Source organism: Pseudoalteromonas sp. T1lg24 (assembly GCF_002964745.1).
In the GTDB taxonomy this organism is placed as follows: Bacteria; Pseudomonadota; Gammaproteobacteria; order Enterobacterales; family Alteromonadaceae; genus Pseudoalteromonas; species Pseudoalteromonas spongiae.
In genome coordinates this window covers 319,154-344,408 of sequence record NZ_PQCB01000006.1, presented here as the reverse complement: position 1 = coordinate 344,408, position 25,255 = coordinate 319,154, and the positions used below count along the sequence as shown (strand labels likewise).

Sequence of the window (25,255 nt, the reverse complement as noted above, 5' to 3'; positions counted from 1 at the left end):
TTCAGCGCTTCTTTATCAATTGAGCAATTAATCCACCAATGGGTAGGAGTCTGGACTTGGCATATCCTTAGGGAAGGTGATTTTGTAGCATAAGCCTTTGCCTGGTTCGCTGGTTGCTGTGATATCGCCAGCCAGGGTTTGTTTAACTAAGTTAAAAGTAATGTGCGTGCCAAGGCCACTGCCGCCTTGCTCGCGACGTGTTGTGTAGAATGGGTCAAATAAATTTTCTAGCTGCTCAGCTTCAACACCACGGCCGTTATCTTTAAAGGTAATGGCAACTTCGCCATCTTGCTCTTGAATATTAATATCAATGGTGCCTGCATTGATGCCTTCAAAACCATGAATTAGTGAATTCATAATCAGGTTGGTAAAAATTTGGCTAATTGCGCCTGCAGGCAAGTTGAGTAATAAGTCTTCCGGACAATGAATATTAATTTTATGCATTGTCTTTTTAAGTTTCGGATGAAGCGAGCGAATAATCTCGTTAAGGTATTCTTTTAAGTTAATTTGACGCACCGCCTCACTGGCTTGGTCTACCGCAATTTGCTTAAAGCTAGCAACAAGCTCAGATGCGCGCTCTAAGTTAGTCGTTAATAGGGCAGTACTTTGTTTTGCGTCGGCAATAAACTCTTCAAGCGCTTTTGGTGAAAGGGTTTTTTCTGCGTATGCCGCTTCTACTTGTGCCAAGCGCTCTTGTAAAAAAGATGTTGCGGTTACGCCAATACCAACGGGCGTATTAATGTCGTGGGTAATACCTGCAACTAAACCACCCAATGCCGCCATTTTTTCAGAGCCAACTAAGCGCTCCTGCGCCATATTTAATTCATCTACATACTTAGTAAGTTCGTCCTGCTTAACGAGTAATTCGCCTTCCGTGGTTTTGCGGCGATCGACTTCTTCTGTAAGTACCAACTTTTGTTTTTCAAGTTCGTATTTCTGTTGCTGTAAATCCATCATTGCCTGGCTTAAATTCGATGTTTTTCGTGCAACTTCTTGTTCTAAAAGTAAGTTTTGTTGGTCGAGCTTTTCGTTTGTTTTTACAAGCTGTCGTTGTGTTGATTCGAGTTGGTCTTTATAACTTACCACTTTATCAATCAGCTTATTGAACGAATGCTCCATAATTTTTAGTTCGTTGTGCTCAGTGGTTTCTATGCTTACGCGCGCACCTTCAAGGTTATCGAGCTCCAATTCTTCAATTTGCTGGGTTAAGTCTGTTAATGGCTCGGTAAGCAGGCGTCTGAATGCCATTAAGAATAAAATAATTAGGAAAGTAGTTTTGATTAAGGCATTACCTACTAAAAAGTACAGCGATACCATAATGCGGCTAAACACCACTTCGCGGCTTGAAAATAGTGTTACGTCACCTACTTGTGTCGCACGACCTGAAAATTCAAATACTAGCGGAAAGGTGTAACCAAATAGGCCTGAACTGGTATGTTGAACAAGCACGGCTTCTTGCACGAGTTGCGACTCGTAGCGCTCAACAATATCAATCGATTGACCTATTTGTGAAATAATTTCACCGTTATCATCGCGAACAATTACCCCTTCGATAGAGGGGATTGCAAGTAAACCCTCGGCAATAGTGCGGGTTTGCTGCGTATTTAGCTCCCAAATGGCGCGCGTTAAGCTGCCGGAAAAGGTTTTTTGTAAGGTGGAAAGTTCGTTTTGAATGTGATCTTTTGAATTATGGTATTCAGCGATTACTTGACCGCAAGTTACGATAAACGTAAGTACAAAATATACTGAGAGTACGCTGGTTAACAAGCGTTTAGAAAGACTTTTGCTTAACATTGAATTAACCAGAACCTCATTATTGTAATTTTATCATGTTCGCCATTAAAGTTAGCTAATTTTGACCTAAAAATAAATACGAAAGTGGTTAAATAAATCGAATAAATAAAAGCTTAGTTCATTTTAACCAGCTCTACTGACATTTTTGTTAAATAATTTGATCTAATCACGGCATAACGTAACTAGCACGCATAAATCTTGCAATTACCGCGTTTACTCATATTATGGCTATATTATTACGGTTTTTATTGGTTTTGTTTTGTCTAGTACATTTCCCGTACTTGTGTGTGATGACTCGTTAATTGCGCGAAAGCAAGTAGCGCGTTATTTCAAAAATCACAATGACTTTGTTGTTAGCCAAGCCCAGAACGGGCAAGTGGCACTCGACTTATTGCGCCAGCAAGAGTTCGGTTTGTTGTGCCTAGATTTGACTATGCCAGTTATGGACGGCCTTGGCGTGCTAGCTAATTTAAAAGCCGAAAAAATTCACTTACATACCATTATTATTTCTGCCGATATTCAACCTGAAATGAAACAGCGAGTGGCTGAGTTTGGCGTACTAGGATTTATTGAAAAACCATTTAAAGATGAAGCGTTTTCGTCACTTTTGCATAAATTTGGCATTCGTTGATTTATTATAGTGCTAAATGGAATAAATTATCTTTTTTTATAGTTGACATATCTTTGACGATTCGGCAGTCTAAAGGCCATGAAACAAATTAATTTAGTACACACCACCATTATTACAACCATTATCCTAACTGGATAGTGGCATAGGTCTGTACGCAAAATTTAAAGGCCTGTGCTCACTACGAGCACAGGCCTTTTTCGTTTTTGGAATGGGGAAAAAGAATGAAGGTATTAAAATTTGGAGGCTCGTCTCTTGCTGACTTTGCCTGTTTAAAGCAGGTAGCTGAACTTGCCAAAGGTCAACTTGAAGATCAAATGTTGTTAGTGTTATCTGCACCTGGCGGTATGACTGACAGTCTTGTTGAATTATCTGAACTAGCTGAAAAAGGGCAAGATTATTCAGCAGCATGGCAAGCACTCGTTACGCGTAGTGAAGGCCTTAAAGCGCAGGTATCAGACGTTGCAGTTGTAACTAATTGGCCTAATTTTGATGAGCTAAAACAAAAACTCGATGGGGTTGCGTTAATCGGGCATTGCCCAGCACAAGTGAAAGCCTACGTTATAAGCTTTGGTGAGCGCGTTAGTGTCTCGCTGATGCAAGCGTTGTTAAATGAATTATCACCTGTTTACCTTGAAGCCACTAAGTGCATTGCGTCAAACAACAACTATTTAGATGCAGAAGTTGATTTAACACAATCAAAACAGCAATTTGCAAAGCAATTAGCAGAGCAGCCAAGCAAGGTTTATATTATGCCGGGCTTTACTGCCGCAAGCGAGCAAGGTGAGTTAACAACCCTTGGTCGTAATGGTTCTGATTACTCTGCAGCGATCGCCGCAGCCTGTGTTGATGCTAAAATCTGCCAAATTTGGACAGATGTAGACGGTGTTTACAGCGCCGACCCGCGTTATATCAAATCGGCAATGAAAATTGATAGCTTAAGCTACAAAGAAGCCATGGAGCTTTCTTATTTTGGCGCTAAAGTACTTCACCCTAAAACAATTCTTCCTTGTGCTAAATATGGCGTGCCGTGTGAGATTAAAAATACTCATGATCCTGATGTACCAGGCTCGCTTATCAGTGCGCAGTCAAGCTCTAACGGTGAGCCTGTAAAAGCGCTCTCGAGCTTACAAGATCTTGCAATGATCACGGTGTCTGGCCCAGGCATGAAAGGCAAAGTGGGTATGGCATCGCGCGTATTTAGCGCATTAGCGCAAGATGAAATCTCAATTGTGTTAATTACACAGTCATCGTGCGAATTCAGCATCAGCTTTTGTGTTTATCAAGCTGATTTAGCTAAAGCCACAAATGCACTTGAGCAAGCGTTCTCGTTAGAAGCCCAAGCAGGCCTGATAGAACCATTCCAAATCGAACAAAATTTAGCAATAGTGACTTTAGTTGGCGACAACATGAAAGCCCATAAAGGCCTTGCTGCTAAGTTCTTTGCATCACTTGCTCAAGCACAAGTTAACATTGTTGCGATTGCGCAAGACTCGACAGAAAGCGCGATTTCAGCGGTAATTGATGGTCAATCTTGTAATGATGCGGTGAAAGTATGTCATGAAAACTTCTTTACCCATGTGCCTTCTATCGATGTATTTCTACTCGGCTGTGGTTTAGTGGGTAAAGAGCTAGTTAGCCAGCTACAACGCCAGCAAGAATGGCTGAAAAAACGTAATATCAAACTGAATCTGTACGGCGTTGCAAACTCGCGTCAAATGCTACTTGATAGTGACGGTGTAGATTTTGAAAACTGGCAAATGCAACTTGCCGATTCACAGCAGAGCTTTGATTTAAAAGCAGTTGAGCAATTTGTTAAAGAAAACCATTTAATTAACCCTGTGCTTGTTGATTGTTCATCATCACAGTTCTTAGCAGAGCAGTATTTAGACTTTATTAATGCAGGCTTCCATGTGGTAGCGGCTAATAAAAAAGCAAATACGAGCTCGCAGGCATATTACCAATCGCTGGTATCTGCCACACAAAAAACAGGTCGTAAATTCTTATACGAAACAAACGTAGGTGCGGGCTTACCAGTGCTTGATAACTTGCAGCTGCTGTTTGGCGCAGGCGATAAATTACTTAGCTTCAACGGTATTTTAAGTGGTTCACTGTCGTATATGTTTGGTGTAGTAGAGGATGGCTTAAGTTTAAGCGCAGCAACTAAACAAGCAAAAGAGAATGGTTTTACAGAGCCTGATCCGCGAGATGATTTATCCGGTATGGATGTAGCGCGTAAGTTACTTATTATTGCCCGAGAATCTGGGCTGCAGCTTGAGCTTGATGATATAGACGTTGAACCCGTGGTATCACCAAAATTTGCTGAAGGGTCAAGTGTTGATGAGTTTATGGCACGACTACCTGAACTTGATGCTGAGTTTACAGCGCGTGTTGAATCAGCAAAAGCGGATGGCAAAGTACTGCGTTATGTTGGTTCAATCGAAGATGGTAAATGTAAAGTTGGTATTCAAGCAGTAAGCAAAGAGGATGCGCTTAACAGTGTACGTGACGGTGAAAATGCACTGGCAATCTTAAGCCAATACTATCAGCCAAAACCATTTGTCATTCGTGGTTATGGCGCTGGTGCAGAAGTAACTGCAGCAGGCGTATTTGCTGACATTTTAAAAACACTGCCGTAGGAGAGGGTGATGATTGAAGTTTATGCACCCGCATCCAGTGGCAACTTTGCCGTTGGTTTTGACTTACTTGGCGCAGCACTTGCGCCAGTAAGTGGCGCGCTACTTGGTGATATTGTTGCAATTGGCGCAAGCGATTCAGGCCAAGACGAATTTGTATGTAGTGGAAAATACGCTGAAAAACTGGCTGGTCCTAAAGAGGATAACCTTGCTTATCAGTGTTTAGTGCATTTCCGTGAACATGTTTCAAGCGATATGCCAGCATGTAAACTGGAATTAAAGAAAAACTTGCCGGTTGGTTCGGGCTTAGGTTCAAGTGCCTGCTCTGTGGTTGCCGCATTTGCAGCACTTGATAAGTTTGCTAATACTAACTTTTCTCAAAAACAGTTATTGGCATTAATGGCTGATTTTGAAGAAAAAGTCAGTGGCGGTCGCCATTACGATAACATTGCCCCGTGTTATTTAGGTGGTTTGCAATTATGCGGTGATTTAGTGCCAAATAATTCACTGGCGTTACCAACAGATGAAAACTGGCAGTTAGTTGTTGCCTACCCAGGTTTTGCCCTTAATACCGCAAAAGCACGTGCTGTGCTGCCAAAAGAAGTCAGCATGCACACTAGCATTAATTATGGTCAGCGTTTAAGCGCATTTACCGCGTTATGTTTTAGCGGGCAATTTGATAGCGCAATAGAACTAATGAAAGATGAACTTGCAGAACCTTATCGCCAATCCCTGATTGCGGGCTTTAGTGAAGCCAAAGCGGCATTACCAGCATTAGGTGCAGAGGTGGTTGCCATTTCTGGCGCTGGTCCAACGCTTTTAGCGTTAACAAAAAGTGAAGCGCAAGCACAAGCGATAGACGCTTGGTTAAAAGAAAATTATTTAAATGAAAACGGTTTTAGCCACATTTGTAAAATAGATAACCGTGGCACACGTGTACTAGAAAAAGGAGAAAGTGATGTTATTGCATAATCTAAAAGACGCCGAGCAGAAGGTATCGTTTGTAGAGGCGGTAAAAGTAGGATTAGGCAACAATCAAGGTGTCTTTTTCCCAAATAGCCTATTGCCGTTAAGTAATGTTGATGAATTACTTGAGCTTGATTTTGTCACGCGCAGCAGCAAAATTTTATCGCATTTAATAGGTGATGAGTTGCCAGAAAGTACCGTACAGCAAATGGTAAAAAATGCCTTTAACTTTCCAGCAGAACTGGTAAAAGTTGAAGATAATGTTTACTGCCTTGAGCTGTTTCATGGTCCAACGCTTGCGTTTAAAGACTTTGGCGGCCGTTTTATGGCGGAGTGCTTGTCGGTATTCAATGAAGGTAATAAAACCACGATTTTAACGGCAACAAGTGGTGACACAGGTGCTGCTGTGGCACATGCGTTTTACGGCAAAAAAGACATTGATGTGGTGATTTTATACCCGAAAGGTAAAATCTCACTAGCGCAGCAAAAACTGTTCACAACGCTTGGCAATAATATTCATTGTTATGCAGTAGATGGCAGCTTTGATGATTGCCAAGCAATGGTAAAACAAGCGTTTTTAGATGATGAAGTAAAACAGCGCTTAGGCTTAAACTCAGCAAACTCAATCAATATTAGCCGTTTACTTGCACAGGTATGTTACTACTTTGAAGCGGTGGCAAAATTACCTAAAGCAGAGCGCGAAAAAGCACATATTTCGGTGCCAAGTGGTAACTTTGGTAATGTGTGTGCTGCAATGATTGCCGCAAGTTTAGGTTTACCAGTGGCTAAGCTTTCAGCAACGACAAACCAAAATGACACAGTACCGCGCTATTTGGCATCAAAAGAATGGACGCCAAGTGCAACGCTAGAATCGTTATCAAATGCGATGGACGTTAGTAAGCCAAACAATTGGCCACGCGTGCAGTTTATGCTAGATAACAACTGGTTTAGTTACGATAATTTCTATTCGCACAGTGTTGATGAAGCAGAAACGAAAGCGGTAATGCATGATGTTTATGCTAAAGGTTATTTAGCTGAGCCGCATACGGCAATTGCATACCAAGGCTTAAAACAAGATTTAGCAGCCGATGGTGTTGGCATCTTTTTATCAACAGCCCACCCAGCTAAATTTAAAGAGTCAGTGGAAGACATTCTTTCGATTGAATTGGATATGCCAAAACCACTTGCTGATGCATTAGCAAAACAGTGTTTAGCAGAAGACCTAGTTAACGACTATCAAGTGCTGCGTAAAAACATTTTGGCAAAACTAGGTTAATCCTTTTAAATCTGTTGATTAGAAATACCCAGCCGCTACAAGTTAGCGGCTTTTTTGTGGCATAATTGCGCTCAAAATAGCTATTAACAATCACTATGACTACTTGGACAGATTTACTCGCAGTTGAAAAGCAGCAAGATTACTTTAAAGACACACTCGACTATGTTGCCAAAAGGCGCGCTGAGGGGGTTAATGTATTTCCGCCTGCGGATGAAGTGTTTAGCGCGTTTTCAAGCACCGCGTTTGAAGATGTGAAAGTAGTGATTTTGGGGCAAGACCCATATCATGGCCCAGATCAAGCCCATGGCTTGGCATTTTCAGTAAAACCGGGTATTAAAGCGCCCCCATCTTTGGCCAATATGTATAAAGAATTAGCAACTGATATCGACAGTTTTACTATACCCAATCATGGTTATTTGCAGGCATGGGCAGAGCAGGGTGTACTGTTATTAAATACGGTATTAACCGTTGAGCAAGGCCAAGCCCATTCGCATAAAAAACTCGGGTGGGAAACGTTCACTGACCGTGTTATAGCTGCATTAAATGAACATGGTGATGGTATAGTGTTTTTACTTTGGGGTTCGCATGCGCAAAAAAAAGGACGTCATATCGATACTACTAAGCATGTTGTTTTCAATGGGCCGCATCCGTCACCGCTTTCTGCCTATCGCGGTTTTTTTGGTTGTAAGCATTTTTCTAAAGCAAATGATGCTTTAATTGCGATGGGAAAAACCCCAATTAATTGGTTGTTACCAGAAGCGCTTTAACAAGCAATAAAAAAGGCTCGTAAGAGCCTTTTTTGATTTGACCTTTATATTGTTTAGATGACTAAATCATCTAGGTCAATGTCTTCTAAAGAACCGTATTCTTCGAGTTCTTTTTTCAGTCTATGTCTTTCCTTTAACGCTTCTATTTCGCGCCATTTGCGCTTTTTCCCTTTTGAAGAGGTTTTTGTTGTTGGTTCAGGACGTTCTAATATTGCAAAAATATCTTCGATGCTATCCATGGTATCCTCCTGTGGATTTTTTAACCTCGGCATAAGAAATATCATAACTCGTCTAAAAATAAAACTAATATGTTTAGCTTTTGTTAAAAAATAATGAAGGTTTTTCGACTAGATCAAAGAAGGGTAAAACAGCTACCCGAGGGGTAGCTGTTAGAGTATTAATTTGTAAGTGTTTTTAGCAAATTCGCTGTAGATGGATCAAGCTGTTCATAATTTTGGGACGCCATCGCATCAAGCACTTGGTTGCCAAGTTGTTTACCAAGTTCAACGCCCCACTGGTCATAACTATTAATGCCAAAAAGCACACCTTGCACAAACACTTTATGCTCATAAAACGCCAGTAATGCACCAAGTGAACGAGGCGATAAATCGTCAATTAATAACGTATTAGAACCTTTGTTGCCCGGCATTACTTTATGTGGCGCAAGTTCGTTTATTTGCTCTGGAGTCAAGCCTTGTGCTGCTAGTTCTGCTTTTGCTTGTGCCAAGCTTTTACCTTGCAATAGCGCTTGGCTTTGCCCTAGGCAATTGGCAATCATTGCTTTGTGGTGTTGCTGGTAATTGGCTTCACCAACGCGTGGCAAAATAAAGTCTATCATGGCACTTTGCTTACCTTGGTGCAGTAACTGCATAAAAGAGTGCTGACAATTAGTGCCTTCAGCTCCCCATAAAATCGGACCTGATAAATCAATGTGCTGACCTGTAAGATCGACACTTTTACCGTTACTTTCCATATCAAGTTGCTGCAAGTAAGCCGGTAGGGTTTTTAAGGCGTGGCCATAGGGGAGTACTAATAAGTTATTTTCACCTAAGTACTTTTGCTGCCAATAGCCAATTAACGCCGCAATAAGAGGTAAATTTTGCTCTTCTGGAGCTGTAAAAAAATGATTATCAAGGTTTGCAGCGCCTTCTAGTAAGGCTTCAAAATTCGTTTTACCAATTTTAAGTGCTAACGGAAGGGCAATGGTCGACCAAACCGAATAGCGACCGCCAATAAAATCCCACAATGGGAAAATCATTTTTTCACTAAAACCAGCTTGCTTTGCAAGTTCTGGTTTTGCCGTTAATGCTACCCAATGGTTGGCAATTGCAGTGTTTGGCATGGTTTTTTTAAACCAGTCCATTACGGCATGCATATTAAGTTGGGTTTCAGCTGTGGTCCACGATTTTGATGCCACTACTACTAGAGTTGTTTCAGCATTTAATTTTGTCAGTGTGTGCTTAATTTGCTGCCCATCAATATTGGCAAGGTAATGCACATTCACATCATTTGCATGACTATCAATTAGGGTTGCTTCAAGCATTTTAGGGCCAAAAAATGAGCCGCCAATACCAATGCTTATAACATCTGTTATCGCTTTGCCCGTATTGCCAACAATGGCATTTTGTTCAAAGCGAGAAACAAAATCGAGCAATCTCGCTTTTGTTGAGTTTATTTCTTGTGCCACCTCAGGCAAATGTGTTGCTAAGGTTTGCGTATTGCGCAATGCAGTATGCAGTACAGCGCGTTTTTCCGTGCTGTTAATTAACTGCCCTGTAAATTGCGCTTCACGTTTTTGCGCTAACTGCTTTAACTTAGAAACGTCAATTAAATCGTTAAGAGTGGATTTATCGATTGCTTGCTTAGCAAAGTCGAGGGTTAAACCTGCCGCGCTCAGTGTAAATTCACTTGCACGGTTAGGCTGCGCATCAAAAAGAGCCAAAATTTGGCTCTTTTTAATATTCTCAGCAGCATCTGTTAGTTGCGTGTGCAACTGCGCTAAGGTGGTCATAAACCGTTTATTCCTTATAGGTTTGCAAAACGAGTTTCAAGTTCAACTTGTGCATCGGCAAACGAGCGAATACCTTCCGCTAGTTTTTCTGTTGCCATTGCATCTTGGTTATGCTGCCAACGGAACTCGTTTTCGCTAAGTGGTGCCGGTTTTGGCAATACTTCAGTCGGTTTTTCAAGTGGGTGAACTTCAGCGTCGGTTAGCTCAGCAAGTTCAGTTAATAGCTGAGGGCTAATGGTTAAACGGTCACAGCCTGTTAACGCTAAAATTTCGCCGGTATTACGGAAGCTTGCGCCCATAACAACGGTTTCATAGCCGTGTGTTTTATAAAAGTTGTAAATGCTACGCACCGACTGAACGCCTGGATCATCAAGTGCAGATGCTGGCTTTGGCATGCCATTTTTTACGTGCCAATCTAAAATTCGGCCAACAAAGGGTGAAATTAAAAATACATTGGCATCGGCACATGCTTTGGCCTGCGCTTCAGAGAACAGTAGCGTTAAGTTACACTTAATACCTTCTTTTTCTAGCTGTTCAGCCGCTTTGATACCTTCCCAAGTTGACGCAATTTTAATTAAAATTTTGTTTGTATCAACACCCGCTTCGCGGTAAAGCGCAAGTAACGATTTAGCTTTAGCGATGGTCGCTTCAGTATTAAATGATAAGCGCGCGTCTACTTCTGTTGAAATGTAACCAGGTACAACTTCACTGATTTCTTTTCCAAGTAATACTGAAAAATAATCACATGCAAGTGCAACTTGTTTTGCTGCGTCGGCTTCGTTTGCTTTTGCATATGCAAGTGCTTCTGCTAATAATGGCTGGTATGCCTCAATTTCACTGGCTTTTAGAAGTAGTGATGGGTTGGTTGTTGCGTCTTGCGGTTGGTGTGCTTTAATTGCTGCAATATCACCGGTATCGGCAACAATCGTTGATTGGGCTTTTAAAGCCGCTAAAATTTGTGTCATGGTTTACCTCATTCCTAATATCAAGGTAATAAAAATAGCGTGTTAGCTAAGTTTAGCTTAAAGATGAATCATTAAAGCTAGATGACAAGTATTTGGGAAAGGTCAAATGTCCGTAACACAGGGTTTACGCTACTCCTAGCGAAGAAAAATCCATCGAATGCTAACTAACAGGTGATTTTTATTACAAGAAGTGTTGAAATTACCTTAATACAACGACAAGTCAATAGTAATTATGATCACAGTAATATCACCTGCTAAAAATTTAGACTACGAAACACCTGCACCGAGTAAAAACCATACACAACCTGAGCTATTAGCGCACAGCAAAGAGCTTATTGAGGTATGTCGCGAACTATCAGCACAAGATCTCTCAAGCTTAATGAAAATTAGCGACAAGCTAGCGGGTTTAAACGTGGCGCGTTTTACCGAGTGGCAAACGCCATTCAATGATAGTAACGCCAAACAAGCTATTTATGCGTTTAATGGTGATGTTTATGTAGGCCTAGATGCCGCAACGCTAAGCGAAAAAGCACTGGATTACGCACAAGGTCATTTACGCATTTTGTCAGGTTTATACGGTATTCTAAAACCACTTGATTTAATGATGGCGTATCGTCTTGAAATGGGCACAAAACTGACGAATCCACGTGGCGCTAATTTATATCAATTTTGGGGCAGTATTATCGCTGAAAAACTTAACGAGGTATTTGCTGAACAAAATACCAATACGCTCGTCAATTTAGCGTCAAACGAATATTTTAAAGCGGTGGATAAAAAAGCACTTAACGGTGAAATTATTACACCTGTATTTAAAGACTGTAAAAATGGTCAATATAAAGTAATTAGCTTTTACGCGAAAAAAGCGCGTGGCTTAATGGCGCGTTACATTATGGAACAACAAGTAACGAACATGGAGCAATTATTGGCGTTTGACAGCGTGGGTTACTATTACAGCGAAGAGCACACGAAAAAAGCCAATGAACCTGTGTTTTTACGCGCAGAGCAAGTTTAATCAGTACCTGATACAACTTGGTTGCGGCCTTGTTGCTTGGCTTGATAGAGGCGTTTATCAGCGATATCGATTAACGTCTCTAGCTTTTTCACGTTAGCTGAGTATTCAGCTATACCAATCGAAACGGTCATATTAAATACTGCGTTTGATAAATGCAGTTCAGTATTTTCTAATTGTACGCGTAGTGACTCAGCTTTGTTGTAAGCTGAAGGTGTTGCTATATGCGGCAGTAATATAATAAATTCTTCACCACCCCAACGTGCGAATAAGTCGGATTCACGACAGTTACTTTGTATCAGATTACAAAATTCAACGAGTGCCAAATCACCCACATTGTGACCATATTGGTCGTTAATCTTTTTAAAATGATCAATATCTAATATTAAAATGCAAAACCGTGGGTTGTCGCTTTGCATTATTTCATTTGCTTTATCAATAAAATAGCGGCGAGTATAAGCGCCTGTTAGCGGGTCGGTGGTGGCAAGTTTTAATAGTGTATTACTTTGTGCTTCTTGTTTTTCAAGCCATAGTTTGATGCCAAACACAATCAGCAACAAACCTATAATTTGAAAGAGATCTTCAATAACGATAGTGATGGCTTTTGGAAAGATAACCAATTCATCAAGTGCATCTATACAAATGGCAACTAATAAAATTGAAAAACCTGTAAAAAGCATGTTGTTTGAACGTTCGCTTTGTCTAAAATTTTTCAAATTGAAAATGCAAACAAGTACCGCAATCGCCATAATAAATTCAGATGCAAAACTAATTACATCTACGTTAGCGACAGCTGGGAATAACCAATACGAGACAAAGGGCAGTAAAATAAACAGTGCTAGTATATAAACCGACATCTTAGAACTACATTATTTTGTTAGTACCACAAGTATTGACCGTTCAAGTCGTATTAACAAGTTACGCGCTATAGTGCGGTTTGGTTTAGTTCAAGCTTATTTGCAAGTTGGTGATAAAGTGTAAGGTGGCTTGGCAGTAGTTTAGTAAATTTAACTTTAGTTATGTGCTGTTTAGCAGCTTCTACTTCTCCAAGTGCGGTGTTTATTTCGGCTAAACGCAGTTGGAAAATAGAATAGTTGGGGCTTTCTTCACTGTTAAAATTGCTTATCGCATCGCGATAGGTTTCGTTTGCAATTTGTAATTGACCAACCAATTGATAGGTGCGGGCTAAGTTGCCACTTGCCATGGTAATCGTGTCGGTAAACCCGAGTTTACGAGCCCAAAATAGCGCGCTTTTTCTATGCGGGATTGATTCGAGTAGCTGACCTTGTGAGTACAAAGCATTTGCTAAGTTGCCGTAAATTTCGTGTTGTAGTTTAGCATCTTTACTTTTTCGATATTGCTGAGCTAAGCGGTTGAGCATTTGTGTTGCTGTATCTTTATCGCCAAATACCATCTCCAAATTGGCAATTTCGACCATACGCAATGGGTTTGGAAAGCTCTCAGAAGTGGCACTAACCAATTTAAGCGCTTGCTGTGCATATTCTTTGGCTTTTACTTTTTCATTATAAATATCAAATGCTTTAGCGGCGTAAAAATAGAGCTGAGTTTGAAATGTAACAGGGTGAGTATGGCCTGAATTTAAATATTGCTCGGTAAGGTTTTTTAGCGGCTTTAGATTGGTAGTTTCATACAGCAAATCTAAGTAATGAGCCGTAATAAAATACCAATCGGTACTGTAGGGCGCATACTCACTTTGTTGCTTAAGCAACTTTGCGCTGCAATCGGGTTCTGATAAGTTAGGACACACATCTTCAAAATTATGTAGGTTATCGGCAGCCTTTGCACTTGCACAAAGTAGGTATATACCTATTAACGTAAAATATCGAATTTTCATTGTTATTATAATTTAGCCATTTTAGTGCCAATAAACTTGGCTTTAGCCGTTATTTTAGAAACTAGTTTAATTCAATTCAATTCAAATCTTTGTGATGTGCTTAGTGCTATCGCAATCTGATTGTTTTTTGTATTACTCTGTGGATAATGTATACAAAAATAAAATACTGTTTAGAATGAAAACTTTACTCGCTGCTTTTCTTGTTGTTTGTTGCAGTTTACAAGCATCACCACTTTCACAATTAAATCGTGAAGGCGCACCACAAAGTGCTAAATATTACGATAGCTATGGTAATCAGCAAGCAAACCCATTATTTGATCTTGGTAGCTGGCATGGATTTTTACAACCAAAACATGAAAATGCTGGCAGCTTTGCGGGGCCTGCCATTGTATTTGAAGAATACACCCTTTATTTTGCTGAATATGTTGAGATGTTATCAGTTGCTGTTGGTGGTGGTGAATATCAACGTCTTTCAGAATTACCTAGTACCATTTCCAGTGAGCTTGGGTATTACAAACAAACCTTTATCACAAACACATTTAGCATCGATATTTACTTAAGTTTTGTATCAACGCGTAGCAGTGTAATTGATACACACATTACTAATTTAACCGAAAAGCCGCTTAATCTTTCACTAAAGTGGCAAGGGCAACTTACAAAGCATTGGAAAAGCGACGATGATGATTACATTTGGCAAGTAACACCGCAAATTTCTAGCCAAGCAATTGCATGGCAATTTGGCCAGACACGTGATACGTGGCACAAACTTAATGACCGCAACGCGCGATTTAAAATTACCCGTTCCATTGCTTCTAAATCAGCTTTTAATCCTGTTGAACAAAGCTACAGAAGTACAAGTGTATTAACGGTTTTGCCTGCAAACTCAACATTATTGACCACAGTGCTCAGTTATACTCACAATCAGTACGAAAGCGATGGCGAAGATGTAAAAATAAGCGCTTGGTTAAACAGTAAAAAGCCTGCCTATTTGAATGCGAAAACCAGGTGGCAGTCACTGGCAAATAAACTATCAAATCAGCACAGCGAACAAGCTAAAAAGTTAGCAATAAAGGCGCTAGAAACCTTAGTTGGCAACTGGCGTAGCCCTGCAGGGGAAATTAAACATAATGGCATAACCCCATCGGTGACTGCCCGCTGGTTTAATGGCATTTGGGCGTGGGACAGTTGGAAGCATGCCTATGCACTTGCAGAGGTGATGCCCGAACTTGCTAAAGATAACGTACGCGCCATGTTTGATTATCAGATAACGCATAAAGATACACTTCGTCAGCAAGATGCGGGCATGGTGATTGATGCGGTGTTTTACAATTACTCAAAAGCGCGCGGTGGCGATGGCGGTAATTGGAATGAGCGTAATACTAAGCCGCCACTGGCATCTTGGGTGGTTTGGCAAATTGTGTCAAAAACCAATGATGAAGCGTTTTTGGCTGAAATGTATCCGAAATTAAAAGCGTACCATGAGTGGTGGTATTTAAACCGCGATCATAATAGCAATGGTTTAATTGAATATGGCGGCACGGTTGATGATACACATACTACAAAAGAAGGGGAGATGCGTTTCTCAGTGCAAGCAAACACGCAACTGGCTGTTTTGGTATCGTGCAAAAAAAGGAAAGATAATTGGTATTTATGCCGTGGTAATCAGCTGTATTTAAGTTTACTTGATAACAGCCAAATTGATGCGTTTGATATCCCAGTGCAACATGCTGCAGGTTGGGAGTCAGGTATGGATAATGCGGCGCGTTTTGGTTTTATTTCAAATGAGCAGTTTAAAGAATATGCCAATCAAACTTATCAAGGCGATATGGCAAAAGCGAAGGCTGATTGGCAGGTTAAGATTTTTGAAAACGTACGTGACGGTCAATTGGTTGGTTATTCTATCAACCAAGAATCTGTAGAGCTTAATAGCTATCTAGCAATGGAAAAACGCCAATTAGCGGCAATGGCAAAACGATTAGGTAACAAGCAAGATGCACAAAAATACCAAGCAGAATATGAAATCTTAAAAGCACGTATTGATGCGTGTTTTTACGATAGCAAAACTGGCTTTTATTATGATTTAGCCATTGAAAATAGTCAGCAGTCAACGAGTGAATGTAAAGGTAAGCTATTGGTGCATCGTGGCAAAGGCCCTGAAGGTTGGGCGCCGTTATTTAGTCAAGTGGCAAGTACAGAAAATGCGAAAAAGGTGATCATTAACATGCTGAGTGAGTATGAGTTTAATACTTATGTGCCATTTCCTACCGCTGCTATCACAAACCCCGCATTTGGCGCAGATGTTTATTGGCGTGGCAGAGTATGGCTTGATCAAGTGTATTTCGCACTAAGTGCACTAAGTCATTACTGCTATAAAAAGGACGCGCAGCATCTTTTACAAAAGCTGATTAGTAATAGTAAAGGCCTTAGCGAAAAAGACAGTATTCGTGAAAACTATCATCCTTTTACTGGTGAGCAACAAGGCGCAACTAACTTTAGTTGGAGCGCTGCACATTTAATGATGATGTTGGATGAAATTGGATTGCCTGAAAGTTCGCAGGAACAACACTAAAAATATACTTGTTCAGTTTTCGGTTGAGTGAAATGTTAGCCTTGGTTACGCTTGGCTAAAATCATCAAATGATTGGCTTTATGAAAATCACCCAACCTGAAAAAATTAACGAGTATTACCAAGCATTGGTAGATAAAAACAGTCAATATCTTGGCTGTTTTTATGCCTGTGTTACCAGCACGCAGATTTTTTGTATCGCGACTTGCACAGCACGCAAACCCAAAAAAGAAAATGTTGAATTTTGCTCTGAGGTAAAAGATGCCCTTGATGCGGGCTTTCGCCCGTGCAAAGTGTGTAAGCCAACACAAAATGCCCATTCAATGCCAGAGCCAGTGGCTACAGATTAAAATTGCTAGCGCAAAAAGGCCAAGAAAAACTTTCAGACTACCATTTAAAAAAGGCGGGCATTCAACCTGAGCTGGTAAGGCGTTGGTTTAAAAAACACTATGGCATGACGTTTCAAGCTTATCAGCGCATGGTGCGTATAAATACTGCCTATCAAGAAATTCAAAATGGCAAGCAACTGATTGATTCGGCGCTTGATTCGGGTTTTAGTTCACTAAGCGGATTTGCCTACACCTTTAAAAAAGCCACAGGCCTTAACCCAAGTAAAAGTAAAGATAAGCAAGTTATCTTAATTGCGCGCCACACCACACCCATTGGCCCAATGTTTATATGCGCAACTAACAACGGGGTATGTCTTGTTGAGTTTGTTGATAGGCGAATGCTTGAAACGGAGTTTAATGATTTACAAAAACGCTTAAATGCGGTGATTTTACAAGGTGAGAATGAACACATTAAGCAGTGTAGGGCAGAGCTTAATGAATATTTTGCTGGCAAGCGAAAAGAGTTTAGCATTCCCCTAGATTTACCTGGTACCGAATTTCAACAAGGCGTATGGCAAGGGTTACAAACTATTCCATTTGGCGAAACACGCAGTTATTCAGAGCAAGCAACGGCACTTAATAACGCTAAAGCGGTGCGCGCTGTCGCCACTGCAAATGGTATGAATCGGGTTGCGATTATTGTGCCGTGTCATCGGGTGATTGGTAAGGATGGCTCACTGACAGGCTACGGCGGTGGCTTAGAGCGAAAAGCGTGGTTATTACGTCACGAAGGGGCTGATTTTAAAGAATAAAAAAGCGGTGATAACACCGCTCTTGTAAAGCTACTTCTTTTTCGCTTTTTTCTTGGCTTTCTTTTTAGCCTTCATTTTTTCTGGGTCTTTTTTCTTTTTCGCCGGTAATTTCGCTTCTTTATGCTTTGGCTCTAAGCCTTTAATTGTGCGGCGCTTTAGTTTTTGCTCGGTGTAGCGCTCAACTTTTGCCAAAATTTCCACATCATGAGCTTCAATAAATGAAATTGCTGTGCCTTTTTTACCTGCACGGCCAGTACGGCCAATGCGGTGTACATAAATATCGGCGGTGCGTGGCATATCGAAGTTAATTACGTGGCTAATATCAGCTACATCGATTCCGCGCGCGGCAACGTCGGTTGCAATTAATACGTTTGTACGGCCAGTATCAAAGCTTTTAAGTGCGGCTAAACGTTTATCCTGAGGCATTTCACCACGCAGCCACGTGGTTTTAATGTCTTTCGCGAATAACTCGCCAACTAGCTGCTCTAAACGCTCACGTGTTTTAACGAACACAATGGCCTTTTCAACGTCTTCCGATTTTAAAATCGCTTCAAGTTGTTCCACTTTATGTTCGCGGTTATCTGATAAATGCACCCATTGGTGGATTTTACCTTTTTCACGGCGCGATGGGGTTGCTTCTAAAAGTGCAGGATCATTTAGAATGCGCTCTGCAAATAGCTCAACGCTGTCGCCCTCTAGTGTGGCTGAGAATAAAAAGCACTGTTTACGGTTTTTTGCTTCGTCGCAAATACGTAGCATTTCTTTACGAAAGCCCATGTCTAACATGCGGTCGGCTTCATCAAGAATAAGTACTTCAACATCTTCTGCGTGGAAGTTTTCTGAATTTAAGTAATCCATTAAACGACCTGGCGTAGCAATCAGAATGTCGTTATTTTTTTCAAAAATTTCTTTATGGCTACCGTAGTTAATACCACCGGTTACTACACCAATTTTAAGGTGAGTTTGCGCTGCAAGGGCATTTGCTTGTTCATACACTTGATAAGCGAGTTCACGTGTTGGTGTCATAATAAGTACGCGCGCAAAACCTGGATTACGTCTTGGGAAATCAATCAGGTATTGCATTGAACCAAGTAAAAACGCAGCGGTTTTACCTGTACCGGTTGGTGAACTTGCTAAAATATCGCGACCTTTCATCGCCGCAGGAATTGCGAGCGATTGAATGCTAGTCGGTTTATCAAAACCCATTTTTTCAATGGCGTTTAATAATTTGGGATCAAGATCTAGGTCAGCAAAGTGCATAAGGAAATAAACATAAAGGAAAATTAGCTGTATTATACACCGAATCAATAATAGGGTCTTTTATTCTTTATTTAATAATTCAGCTGAGAGATAAAATCGCCGTAATCAATGAGAAAATAAGGAGGTTTAGTCATCTAAATAACTTATTTTCAAAGCAGAGTAAGGTGATTTTTAGCCTCAGCCCGAAGGGGAATGGCTATTTATTTCGCTATCTGCATTAGTATTTTATTTATTTTGGTAATTTGCTAACGAAATAAATAACCTATTGCTGAATATATCAATAAAGACAAAAAGACCCTCAAGCAGAGGGCATTTTACCGCAATGTCGGGTTTTACGTTTAAGCAGTTTCATATTAACCACGATAAATGTGCGATGAAAGTTGGCACTGATGGTATTTTGTTGGGCGCTTGGGCACCCCTTGAAGGCGCAAAAGCAGCATTAGATATTGGCACAGGTACGGGGCTAATTGCTTTGATGCTTAAGCAGCGTGCGCCTAGTTTAGCGATCACAGCCGTTGAAATTGATTTGGCAGCGTACAATCAAGCAAAAGAAAATATTTCAGCTTCGCCTTGGACGGATTTAAACGTGTGGCAAGGCGATATCAAAGAATTTCAAGCAAATACAGCGTTTGATTTGATTGTTTCAAACCCGCCATTTTTTAATGATTCACTGAAAAGCGATAATGCACAGAGAATGACGGCGCGCCATACGGATGGTTTATCGTTTGACAGTTTATGTGCTAAAGCGGCAAGTTTATTAAGCGAAAAGGGGCGGTTTTGTGTGGTATTACCAACAACCGAGTTAAGCCGATTTGAAAATGCCGCAGATAACGCTAATTTGAAAATTACAAAAAAGCTGTGGGTAATTACTAGTAAAAAGAAAGCAGCAAAACGCGTGTTACTGTGTTTAGCGCACAATAATGAGTTGCAAACGTTAGTTGAAGAAGAATTGATTATTCATGGTGAGAGTGGGGCGTACGGCACAGCGTATAAACAACTGTGCCGTGATTTCTATTTGAACTTTTGAGGAAAGAAGCTAGAGCGTTTCAGCGTATTCAGTCATTACTTGTTCAACCCAAGTAGCAATGCGCTCATCACTTTTTTCGTATTGGCTGTCTTCATCAAGTGCTAGGCCAACAAACTGTGTGCCATCTTCGGTTAAGGCTTTTGACGCTTCAAACTCATAATCGTCTGAATTAGGCCAATAGCCTAAAAAGGTCACGCCTTGCGGTTTAATTTTGTCGTGCAGCATGCCTAATGCATCTTGAAACCACTGGCCATAGCCTTGCTGATCGCCCATGCCAAAAAGCGCAATGGTTTTACCACTTAAGTTAACCGATTCAATATCATCCCAAATTGATTCCCAATCTTCTTGTAACTCGCCAAAGTCCCAAGTAGAAATACCAAATATTAAGAAATCGAAATCTTCTGCGTTTTTCAGTGGCTCGTCTTTAATATTGTGAAGTGAAATGATGTCTTCACCGATAATTTGCTGGATTTTTTCTGCAGCCATTTCGGTGTAACAGGTTGTAGAGCCAAAAAATAAACCAATTTTCATATTAAATTTGTGCGTTGCCGAGAGCTTGATATGATAGGCGCTAGTTTACCTTAACCTATGTGTTATTAATACATTGACAGAAAAACAAACCCCAAGTGTTGAAAATAGCCAAAAGATAGAGCAGTTTTTAGATGCCCTTTGGCTTGAGCAAGGTTTAAGTGAAAATACCTTATCGGCTTATCGTAGTGACTTAAATAAATTTGCGATTTTTATTGCGAAAACATCACTTTTTGATGTTGATGAAGGCATTATTCTCGAATACTTAGCTTATCGTCGAGATAACGGGTTTTCAGCGCGAAGCACGGCTCGGGCGCAAAGTGCGTTAAAACGGTTTTATTTGTATTTTATTGGTTTGAAAAAACTTTCTAGTTCACCGCTTGCCCATATTGAACAGCCAAAGCTAGGTCAGTCATTACCTAAAACCTTAACAGAACAAGAAGTTGAAGCCTTGCTTGATGCGCCTAATCTTGAAGAGCCAATTGAGCTAAGAGATAAAGCCATGCTTGAACTGTTATATGCAACAGGGCTTCGCGTAAGTGAATTAGTTGGCCTGCGTATGGAGCAAATCAATCTGCGTCAAGCTGTGGTATTTGTTAAAGGTAAAGGTAATAAAGAACGTTTAGTGCCGATGGGAGAAGTGGCGCTTGAGTACATTGAAGCGTTTATTAAGCTGGCGCGACCGCAGTTAATTAAACATGCAACCGACTTTGTTTTTCCGTCAAAACGCGGCATAGGTATGACGCGGCAGACCTTTTGGCATCGCATTAAACACTATGCGTTGATTGCGAATATTCAAACGGAATTATCGCCACACACCTTGCGTCATGCGTTTGCCACACATTTGATCAATCATGGTGCTGACTTACGTGTTGTACAAATGATGTTAGGCCATAGTGACTTATCGACCACACAGATTTATACTCATGTAGCAAAAGAAAGGTTAAAATCCATTCATCAGACGCATCATCCAAGAGCTTGATGACAAAATACGGAATTTTATGTGGCTTAGTACGGTCTAAATATTTATAAGCCCCAGTATTTAAAAAAGAGATAGCAAATGAAAAAACTAGCAATCGCAGCTGCTTTGTTGAGTGCGGCATTTAATATTTCAGCAAATGGTGTCGCAGCAGCGAGTGTTGATCCAATCGAAGCGAAAATCATTGCGGAATTTGAAAAAATTGGTCTACAAGCAAGTGGTGTAGCAGAAACACCTGTAAAAGGTTTGTATGAAGTATTAACCAATCGCGGCGTGTTATACAGCACGGCAGACGGTAAATACTTACTGCAAGGTACGTTACTTGATTTAGAAAACAAAGAAAATTTAACGGAAGTTGCACTGGGCAATTTGCGTGTAGAAGGCGTTAAGCAGTTTGCTGATTCAATGATTGTTTACCCAGCGAAAGATGAAAAATATAAGGTCACTATTTTCACCGATATCACCTGTGGTTACTGTCGTAAATTACACCGTGAGCTGGATGATTACCTAGATGCAGGAATTACGGTGCAATACCTAGCGTACCCGCGTGCAGGTATTCCAAGTAAAGGTTATGACGACTTACAAGATATTTGGTGCGCAAAAGATGCGGCTAAAGCACTTACAGATGCAAAAGCGGGTGATGACGTAGTAGACGTAGCAGCCTGTGATGCACCGGTGAAAGAACAGTTTGAAATGGGTCAAAGCTTTGGTATTACGGGTACACCAGCTATCATTTTAGAAGATGGTACGCTTATTCCTGGTTACCAGCCAGCGGCGCAGTTAAAGCAAATTCTTGATAGCAAAAAAGGTTAAGATAACTTTTTTAGCGAATTAGGGCCGTTAAGGCCCTTTTTAGTCTGAGATTATTAAAAAACGGTTCATGCAAAAAACTATTCAAACACGTGCACGCGTTGACGACAGCCATTTAGACGCCTCTCTTCATCCTGTAATTAAACAAATTTATGCTTCTCGTGGCATAAAAACCAATACTGAACTTGATAATGGCGCGGCGTCGCTACTTGATTTTCGCTTGTTAAAAGACATTGATGTTGCAGCAAATATCTTAATTAATGGGCTGCAAAACCACGCCAAAATTTTAATTGTCGGTGACTTTGATGCTGATGGTGCAACCAGTACCGCGGTGTTAATGGAAGGCCTGCCAATGTTTGGCTTTCAACATGTTGATTACCTAGTGCCAAACCGTTTTAACTTAGGCTATGGCTTAAGCCCGCAACTTGCAGAGCAAGTGGTGCAAATCAAACCGGATATTTTAATTACGGTTGATAACGGTATTTCGTGTTTGCAAGGCGTTGAAATTTGTAAGCAAGCTGGCATTCAAGTGATTGTAACCGATCACCATTTGCAAGGTGAACAGCTACCGAATGCCGATGCGATTGTTAATCCAAACCGCTTTGATTGTCAGTTTCCATCAAAAGCATTGGCGGGATGCGGTGTTGCGTTTTATTTGCTGGTGGCACTTCGTCACACGTTGCGAGAGCAAAATTATTTTGAAAACTCCGGCTTAGCGCAACCTAATTTAGCGAGTCTTTTGGATATTGTTGCACTGGGTACTGTGGCCGACGTGGTGCCGCTCGATGCTAATAACCGTACCTTGGTATACCAAGGTTTGGCGCGTATTCGTGCAGGGCGCACCCGCCCCGGTATTTTGGCTTTGATTGAGGTTGCCAACCGAAATAGTTATCGCCTGCAAGCCAGTGACTTTGGCTTTGCTATTGCGCCACGGCTTAATGCGGCAGGGCGCTTAGATGATATGAGTTTAGGTATCGCTTGTTTACTGAGTCAGGATGGCAATCAGGCAAGACGCATTGCCGCGGAACTTGATGGATTAAACCAAGAACGCCGTGAAATCGAGCAAAGTATGCAAGTTGAAGCTAATGCGGTGCTAGAACGCTTAGTGTCACAATCACAAGAAATTCCAGATGCAGTGTGTTTATATCAAGACGATTGGCACCAAGGTGTTATTGGTATTTTGGCGGGGCGTTTAAAAGAGCAATATCACCGCCCCACAGTGATTTTCGCACAGGGTGAAAATGGTGAAATAAAAGGCAGTTGCCGCTCTATTCCAGGGCTCCACATGCGTGATTTGTTGGAGTCAATTTCAACAAAACACCCAGATTTAATTTTAAAATTTGGTGGTCATGCGATGGCGGCGGGATTATCAATTTTAGAAAGCGACTTTGCGCGTTTTAAACAAGTGTACACAGATGCGGTGGCAAATACGCTAGCCGAAGAAGATAAACACGCGGTGCTATTAACCGACGGTAATTTGCCAGCTGATTGTTTTAATTTGAATTTTGCTAACCAGCTTAAGCAAGCAGGGCCCTTTGGTCAGAGCTTTCCTGAACCGCTATTTGACGATGTTTTTTATGTTACTCAACAGCGTATGGTGGGTGAAAAACATTTAAAATTAGTATTGCGACATGCATCGGGTTTAGATATTGACGCGATTGCCTTTAATGTTGATTTAAGGGCGTGGCCAAATACCGCAGCTGAAAAAGTACGTTTAGCCTATCAGCTTGATATTAATGAGTTTAGAGGTAAGTTTTCGCTGCAATTACTGGTTAGCGAAATACAATTGGCATAGATAAGAAATATTTATGCGAAAAAATGGTTTTGAATCTAATCAAAACCATTTTTTTTTGCTAAAATTCCCGCCTTTGATTATTGCCAAGAATTCGGGCAAAACACCTGTTGGAGTGATGTAATGTTTGAAGTGAATCCTGTGATTAACCAAATCAAGGAAATTCGCGAACGTACCGACCAACTTAGGGGGTATCTTTGACTATCCTCTTAAGAAAGAGCGGTTAGAAGAAGTTAATGCCGAATTAGAAGATTCAGCAGTATGGAATGAGCCTGAAAAAGCACAGGCGTTAGGTCGTGAAAAATCGAGCTTAGAAGCAATTGTTGAAACCATCGAAAATCTTGAGCAAGGTGCTGAAGATGTTGAAGGCTTAGTTGAACTTGCGGTTGAGGCTGAAGACGAAGACACCTTTGCAGAAGCAGAGTCTGAGCTTGAAGACTTAATGAAGCAACTTGATAAGCTAGAGTTCCGTCGTATGTTCTCTGGTGAGCAAGATGGTAACGATGCTTATATCGACTTACAGTCAGGCTCGGGCGGTACTGAAGCACAAGACTGGTGTAACATGCTGCTGCGTATGTATTTACGTTGGGCTGAAGCAAAAGGCTTTAAAGCGGAAATCGTTGAAGCGACCGATGGTGATGTTGCCGGCATTAAAGGTGCTACGGTACGTGTATCAGGTGAATATGCTTACGGTTGGTTGCGCACTGAAACAGGTGTTCACCGTTTAGTACGTAAAAGCCCATTTGATTCAACAGGTCGTCGTCATACCTCATTTGCTTCGGCGTTTGTTTATCCTGAAGTGGATGACAACATTGAAATTGATATTAACCCGGCAGATTTACGTATTGACGTATATCGTGCATCGGGTGCGGGTGGTCAGCACGTTAACCGTACAGAATCTGCGGTACGTATTACTCACTTACCAACCAATACGGTAGTACAGTGTCAGAATGATCGTTCGCAACACAAAAACAAAGCACAGGCAATGAAGCAATTAAAAGCAAAATTGTTTGAGCTTGAAATGCATAAACAGAATGCTGAAAAGCAGTCACAAGAAGATGCAAAATCGGATATTGGCTGGGGTAGCCAAATTCGTTCGTACGTACTGGATGATTCTCGTATCAAAGATTTACGTACCGGGGTTGAAAACCGCAATACTCAAGCCGTATTAGACGGCGATTTAGATAAGTTTATCGAAGCCAGCCTGAAATCTGGCCTTTAATTTAAACCAAGCAACTTAGAGCT

22 protein-coding genes are annotated in these 25,255 nt (G+C 41.0%); 14 read left to right on the top strand and 8 right to left on the bottom strand.

What is annotated here, in order from left to right:
• Positions 1 to 27: 27 nt before the first annotated feature.
• Positions 28 to 1,794 (bottom strand): ATP-binding protein, encoded by a 1,767-nt coding sequence (locus C2M30_RS04595; RefSeq protein ID WP_054978612.1) that lies wholly within the window; start codon positions 1,792 to 1,794, stop codon positions 28 to 30.
• A 259-nt stretch (positions 1,795 to 2,053) separates the two neighbouring features.
• Between C2M30_RS04595 and C2M30_RS04590 the strand changes: the two genes are divergently transcribed.
• From C2M30_RS04590 to ung, 5 genes are all read left to right on the top strand, one after another.
• The gene (locus C2M30_RS04590; RefSeq protein WP_234004682.1) at positions 2,054 to 2,425 is read left to right on the top strand and encodes a response regulator; all 372 of its coding nucleotides are present in this window, start codon (positions 2,054 to 2,056) and stop codon (positions 2,423 to 2,425) included.
• A 221-nt stretch (positions 2,426 to 2,646) separates the two neighbouring features.
• Positions 2,647 to 5,061, top strand: a complete 2,415-nt coding sequence (gene thrA, locus C2M30_RS04585; protein WP_105170823.1) for a bifunctional aspartate kinase/homoserine dehydrogenase I — start codon at positions 2,647 to 2,649, stop codon at positions 5,059 to 5,061.
• Between the two features lie 9 nt (positions 5,062 to 5,070).
• Positions 5,071 to 6,030, top strand: a complete 960-nt coding sequence (gene thrB, locus C2M30_RS04580; protein WP_105170822.1) for a homoserine kinase — start codon at positions 5,071 to 5,073, stop codon at positions 6,028 to 6,030.
• The gene (gene thrC / locus C2M30_RS04575) at positions 6,017 to 7,300 is read left to right on the top strand and encodes a threonine synthase (protein ID WP_105170821.1); all 1,284 of its coding nucleotides are present in this window, start codon (positions 6,017 to 6,019) and stop codon (positions 7,298 to 7,300) included. Before thrB ends, thrC begins: the two co-directional genes overlap by 14 nt.
• A gap of 95 nt (positions 7,301 to 7,395) precedes the next feature.
• On the top strand, positions 7,396 to 8,067 hold the full coding sequence (gene ung, locus C2M30_RS04570; protein WP_105170820.1) for a uracil-DNA glycosylase: 672 nt from the start codon (positions 7,396 to 7,398) through the stop codon (positions 8,065 to 8,067).
• A 53-nt stretch (positions 8,068 to 8,120) separates the two neighbouring features.
• Here the strand turns inward: ung and C2M30_RS04565 are convergent, their stop codons facing one another.
• The 3 genes from C2M30_RS04565 to tal form a co-directional block, all read right to left on the bottom strand.
• The gene (locus C2M30_RS04565; RefSeq protein ID WP_105170819.1) at positions 8,121 to 8,306 is read right to left on the bottom strand and encodes a DUF3545 family protein; all 186 of its coding nucleotides are present in this window, start codon (positions 8,304 to 8,306) and stop codon (positions 8,121 to 8,123) included.
• Between the two features lie 158 nt (positions 8,307 to 8,464).
• Complete coding sequence (gene pgi / locus C2M30_RS04560) at positions 8,465 to 10,078, bottom strand: glucose-6-phosphate isomerase (RefSeq protein WP_105170818.1); 1,614 nt, start codon at positions 10,076 to 10,078, stop codon at positions 8,465 to 8,467.
• Between the two features lie 14 nt (positions 10,079 to 10,092).
• Positions 10,093 to 11,043 (bottom strand): transaldolase, encoded by a 951-nt coding sequence (tal, locus tag C2M30_RS04555; protein WP_105170817.1) that lies wholly within the window; start codon positions 11,041 to 11,043, stop codon positions 10,093 to 10,095.
• A gap of 232 nt (positions 11,044 to 11,275) precedes the next feature.
• Between tal and yaaA the strand changes: the two genes are divergently transcribed.
• Complete coding sequence (yaaA, locus tag C2M30_RS04550) at positions 11,276 to 12,055, top strand: peroxide stress protein YaaA (protein WP_105170816.1); 780 nt, start codon at positions 11,276 to 11,278, stop codon at positions 12,053 to 12,055.
• Here the strand turns inward: yaaA and C2M30_RS04545 are convergent.
• Positions 12,052 to 12,909: a GGDEF domain-containing protein gene (locus tag C2M30_RS04545; protein WP_105170815.1), complete on the bottom strand. Its 858-nt coding sequence runs from the start codon at positions 12,907 to 12,909 to the stop codon at positions 12,052 to 12,054. The two genes, yaaA and C2M30_RS04545, sit on opposite strands and share 4 nt — an antisense overlap.
• Positions 12,910 to 12,977: 68 nt before the next feature.
• Positions 12,978 to 13,907, bottom strand: a complete 930-nt coding sequence (locus C2M30_RS04540; protein WP_105170814.1) for a tetratricopeptide repeat protein — start codon at positions 13,905 to 13,907, stop codon at positions 12,978 to 12,980.
• Between the two features lie 175 nt (positions 13,908 to 14,082).
• Here C2M30_RS04540 and ygjK point away from each other — a divergent pair, with 175 nt between their 5' ends.
• The 3 genes from ygjK to C2M30_RS22030 all read left to right on the top strand — a co-directional run bounded on the left by ygjK (position 14,083) and on the right by C2M30_RS22030 (position 17,614).
• Positions 14,083 to 16,476 carry an alpha-glucosidase gene (ygjK, locus tag C2M30_RS04535; protein WP_158683319.1) on the top strand — a complete coding sequence of 798 codons (2,394 nt, stop codon included), beginning with the start codon at positions 14,083 to 14,085 and terminating at the stop codon, positions 16,474 to 16,476.
• Between the two features lie 80 nt (positions 16,477 to 16,556).
• Positions 16,557 to 16,823 carry an Ada metal-binding domain-containing protein gene (locus tag C2M30_RS21595; RefSeq protein ID WP_199775872.1) on the top strand — a complete coding sequence of 89 codons (267 nt, stop codon included), beginning with the start codon at positions 16,557 to 16,559 and terminating at the stop codon, positions 16,821 to 16,823.
• Between the two features lie 2 nt (positions 16,824 to 16,825).
• On the top strand, positions 16,826 to 17,614 hold the full coding sequence (locus C2M30_RS22030; protein WP_199775871.1) for a methylated-DNA--[protein]-cysteine S-methyltransferase: 789 nt from the start codon (positions 16,826 to 16,828) through the stop codon (positions 17,612 to 17,614).
• Positions 17,615 to 17,644: 30 nt separating this feature from the next.
• Here C2M30_RS22030 and srmB read toward each other — a convergent pair whose 3' ends face one another.
• Positions 17,645 to 18,874 carry an ATP-dependent RNA helicase SrmB gene (srmB, locus tag C2M30_RS04525; protein ID WP_105170812.1) on the bottom strand — a complete coding sequence of 410 codons (1,230 nt, stop codon included), beginning with the start codon at positions 18,872 to 18,874 and terminating at the stop codon, positions 17,645 to 17,647.
• Positions 18,875 to 19,196: 322 nt separating this feature from the next.
• On the opposite strand from srmB, the gene C2M30_RS04520 reads away from it, so the two are divergent.
• Positions 19,197 to 19,901: a tRNA1(Val) (adenine(37)-N6)-methyltransferase gene (locus C2M30_RS04520; protein ID WP_105170811.1), complete on the top strand. Its 705-nt coding sequence runs from the start codon at positions 19,197 to 19,199 to the stop codon at positions 19,899 to 19,901.
• Positions 19,902 to 19,910: 9 nt separating this feature from the next.
• Here the strand turns inward: C2M30_RS04520 and fldB are convergent, their stop codons facing one another.
• Entirely contained in the window at positions 19,911 to 20,432 is a 522-nt protein-coding gene (gene fldB / locus C2M30_RS04515; RefSeq protein WP_105170810.1) for a flavodoxin FldB, read from the bottom strand.
• Between the two features lie 73 nt (positions 20,433 to 20,505).
• Here fldB and xerD point away from each other — a divergent pair, with 73 nt between their 5' ends.
• The 4 genes from xerD (at position 20,506) to prfB (ending at position 25,232) form a co-directional block, all read left to right on the top strand.
• Positions 20,506 to 21,411 carry a site-specific tyrosine recombinase XerD gene (gene xerD, locus C2M30_RS04510; RefSeq protein WP_105170809.1) on the top strand — a complete coding sequence of 302 codons (906 nt, stop codon included), beginning with the start codon at positions 20,506 to 20,508 and terminating at the stop codon, positions 21,409 to 21,411.
• 78 nt (positions 21,412 to 21,489) lie between these two features.
• The gene (gene dsbC / locus C2M30_RS04505) at positions 21,490 to 22,221 is read left to right on the top strand and encodes a bifunctional protein-disulfide isomerase/oxidoreductase DsbC (protein WP_054978596.1); all 732 of its coding nucleotides are present in this window, start codon (positions 21,490 to 21,492) and stop codon (positions 22,219 to 22,221) included.
• 67 nt (positions 22,222 to 22,288) lie between these two features.
• Complete coding sequence (gene recJ / locus C2M30_RS04500; protein WP_105170808.1) at positions 22,289 to 24,013, top strand: single-stranded-DNA-specific exonuclease RecJ; 1,725 nt, start codon at positions 22,289 to 22,291, stop codon at positions 24,011 to 24,013.
• Positions 24,014 to 24,133: 120 nt separating this feature from the next.
• Positions 24,134 to 25,232 (top strand): peptide chain release factor 2 gene (gene prfB / locus C2M30_RS04495; protein WP_096035283.1). Its coding sequence is split into 2 segments (ribosomal slippage): positions 24,134 to 24,208 and positions 24,210 to 25,232, totalling 1,098 coding nucleotides; the frame shifts between segments, so codons are not numbered across the junction.
• The last annotated feature ends 23 nt before the right edge of the window (positions 25,233 to 25,255 follow it).

Bases quoted from the DNA above. Each gene is read 5' to 3' on its own strand.
- C2M30_RS04595 (WP_054978612.1), bottom strand. From the start codon at position 1,794: ATGTTAAGCAAAAGTCTTTCTAAACGCTTGTTAACCAGCGTACTCTCA.
- thrA (WP_105170823.1), top strand. From the start codon at position 2,647: ATGAAGGTATTAAAATTTGGAGGCTCGTCTCTTGCTGACTTTGCCTGT.
- thrB (WP_105170822.1), top strand. From the start codon at position 5,071: ATGATTGAAGTTTATGCACCCGCATCCAGTGGCAACTTTGCCGTTGGT.
- thrC (WP_105170821.1), top strand. From the start codon at position 6,017: ATGTTATTGCATAATCTAAAAGACGCCGAGCAGAAGGTATCGTTTGTA.
- ung (WP_105170820.1), top strand. From the start codon at position 7,396: ATGACTACTTGGACAGATTTACTCGCAGTTGAAAAGCAGCAAGATTAC.
- C2M30_RS04565 (WP_105170819.1), bottom strand. From the start codon at position 8,306: ATGGATAGCATCGAAGATATTTTTGCAATATTAGAACGTCCTGAACCA.
- pgi (WP_105170818.1), bottom strand. From the start codon at position 10,078: ATGACCACCTTAGCGCAGTTGCACACGCAACTAACAGATGCTGCTGAG.
- tal (WP_105170817.1), bottom strand. From the start codon at position 11,043: ATGACACAAATTTTAGCGGCTTTAAAAGCCCAATCAACGATTGTTGCC.
- yaaA (WP_105170816.1), top strand. From the start codon at position 11,276: ATGATCACAGTAATATCACCTGCTAAAAATTTAGACTACGAAACACCT.
- C2M30_RS04545 (WP_105170815.1), bottom strand. From the start codon at position 12,909: ATGTCGGTTTATATACTAGCACTGTTTATTTTACTGCCCTTTGTCTCG.
- C2M30_RS04540 (WP_105170814.1), bottom strand. From the start codon at position 13,907: ATGAAAATTCGATATTTTACGTTAATAGGTATATACCTACTTTGTGCA.
- ygjK (WP_158683319.1), top strand. From the start codon at position 14,083: ATGAAAACTTTACTCGCTGCTTTTCTTGTTGTTTGTTGCAGTTTACAA.
- C2M30_RS21595 (WP_199775872.1), top strand. From the start codon at position 16,557: ATGAAAATCACCCAACCTGAAAAAATTAACGAGTATTACCAAGCATTG.
- srmB (WP_105170812.1), bottom strand. From the start codon at position 18,874: ATGCACTTTGCTGACCTAGATCTTGATCCCAAATTATTAAACGCCATT.
- C2M30_RS04520 (WP_105170811.1), top strand. From the start codon at position 19,197: ATGTCGGGTTTTACGTTTAAGCAGTTTCATATTAACCACGATAAATGT.
- fldB (WP_105170810.1), bottom strand. From the start codon at position 20,432: ATGAAAATTGGTTTATTTTTTGGCTCTACAACCTGTTACACCGAAATG.
- dsbC (WP_054978596.1), top strand. From the start codon at position 21,490: ATGAAAAAACTAGCAATCGCAGCTGCTTTGTTGAGTGCGGCATTTAAT.
- recJ (WP_105170808.1), top strand. From the start codon at position 22,289: ATGCAAAAAACTATTCAAACACGTGCACGCGTTGACGACAGCCATTTA.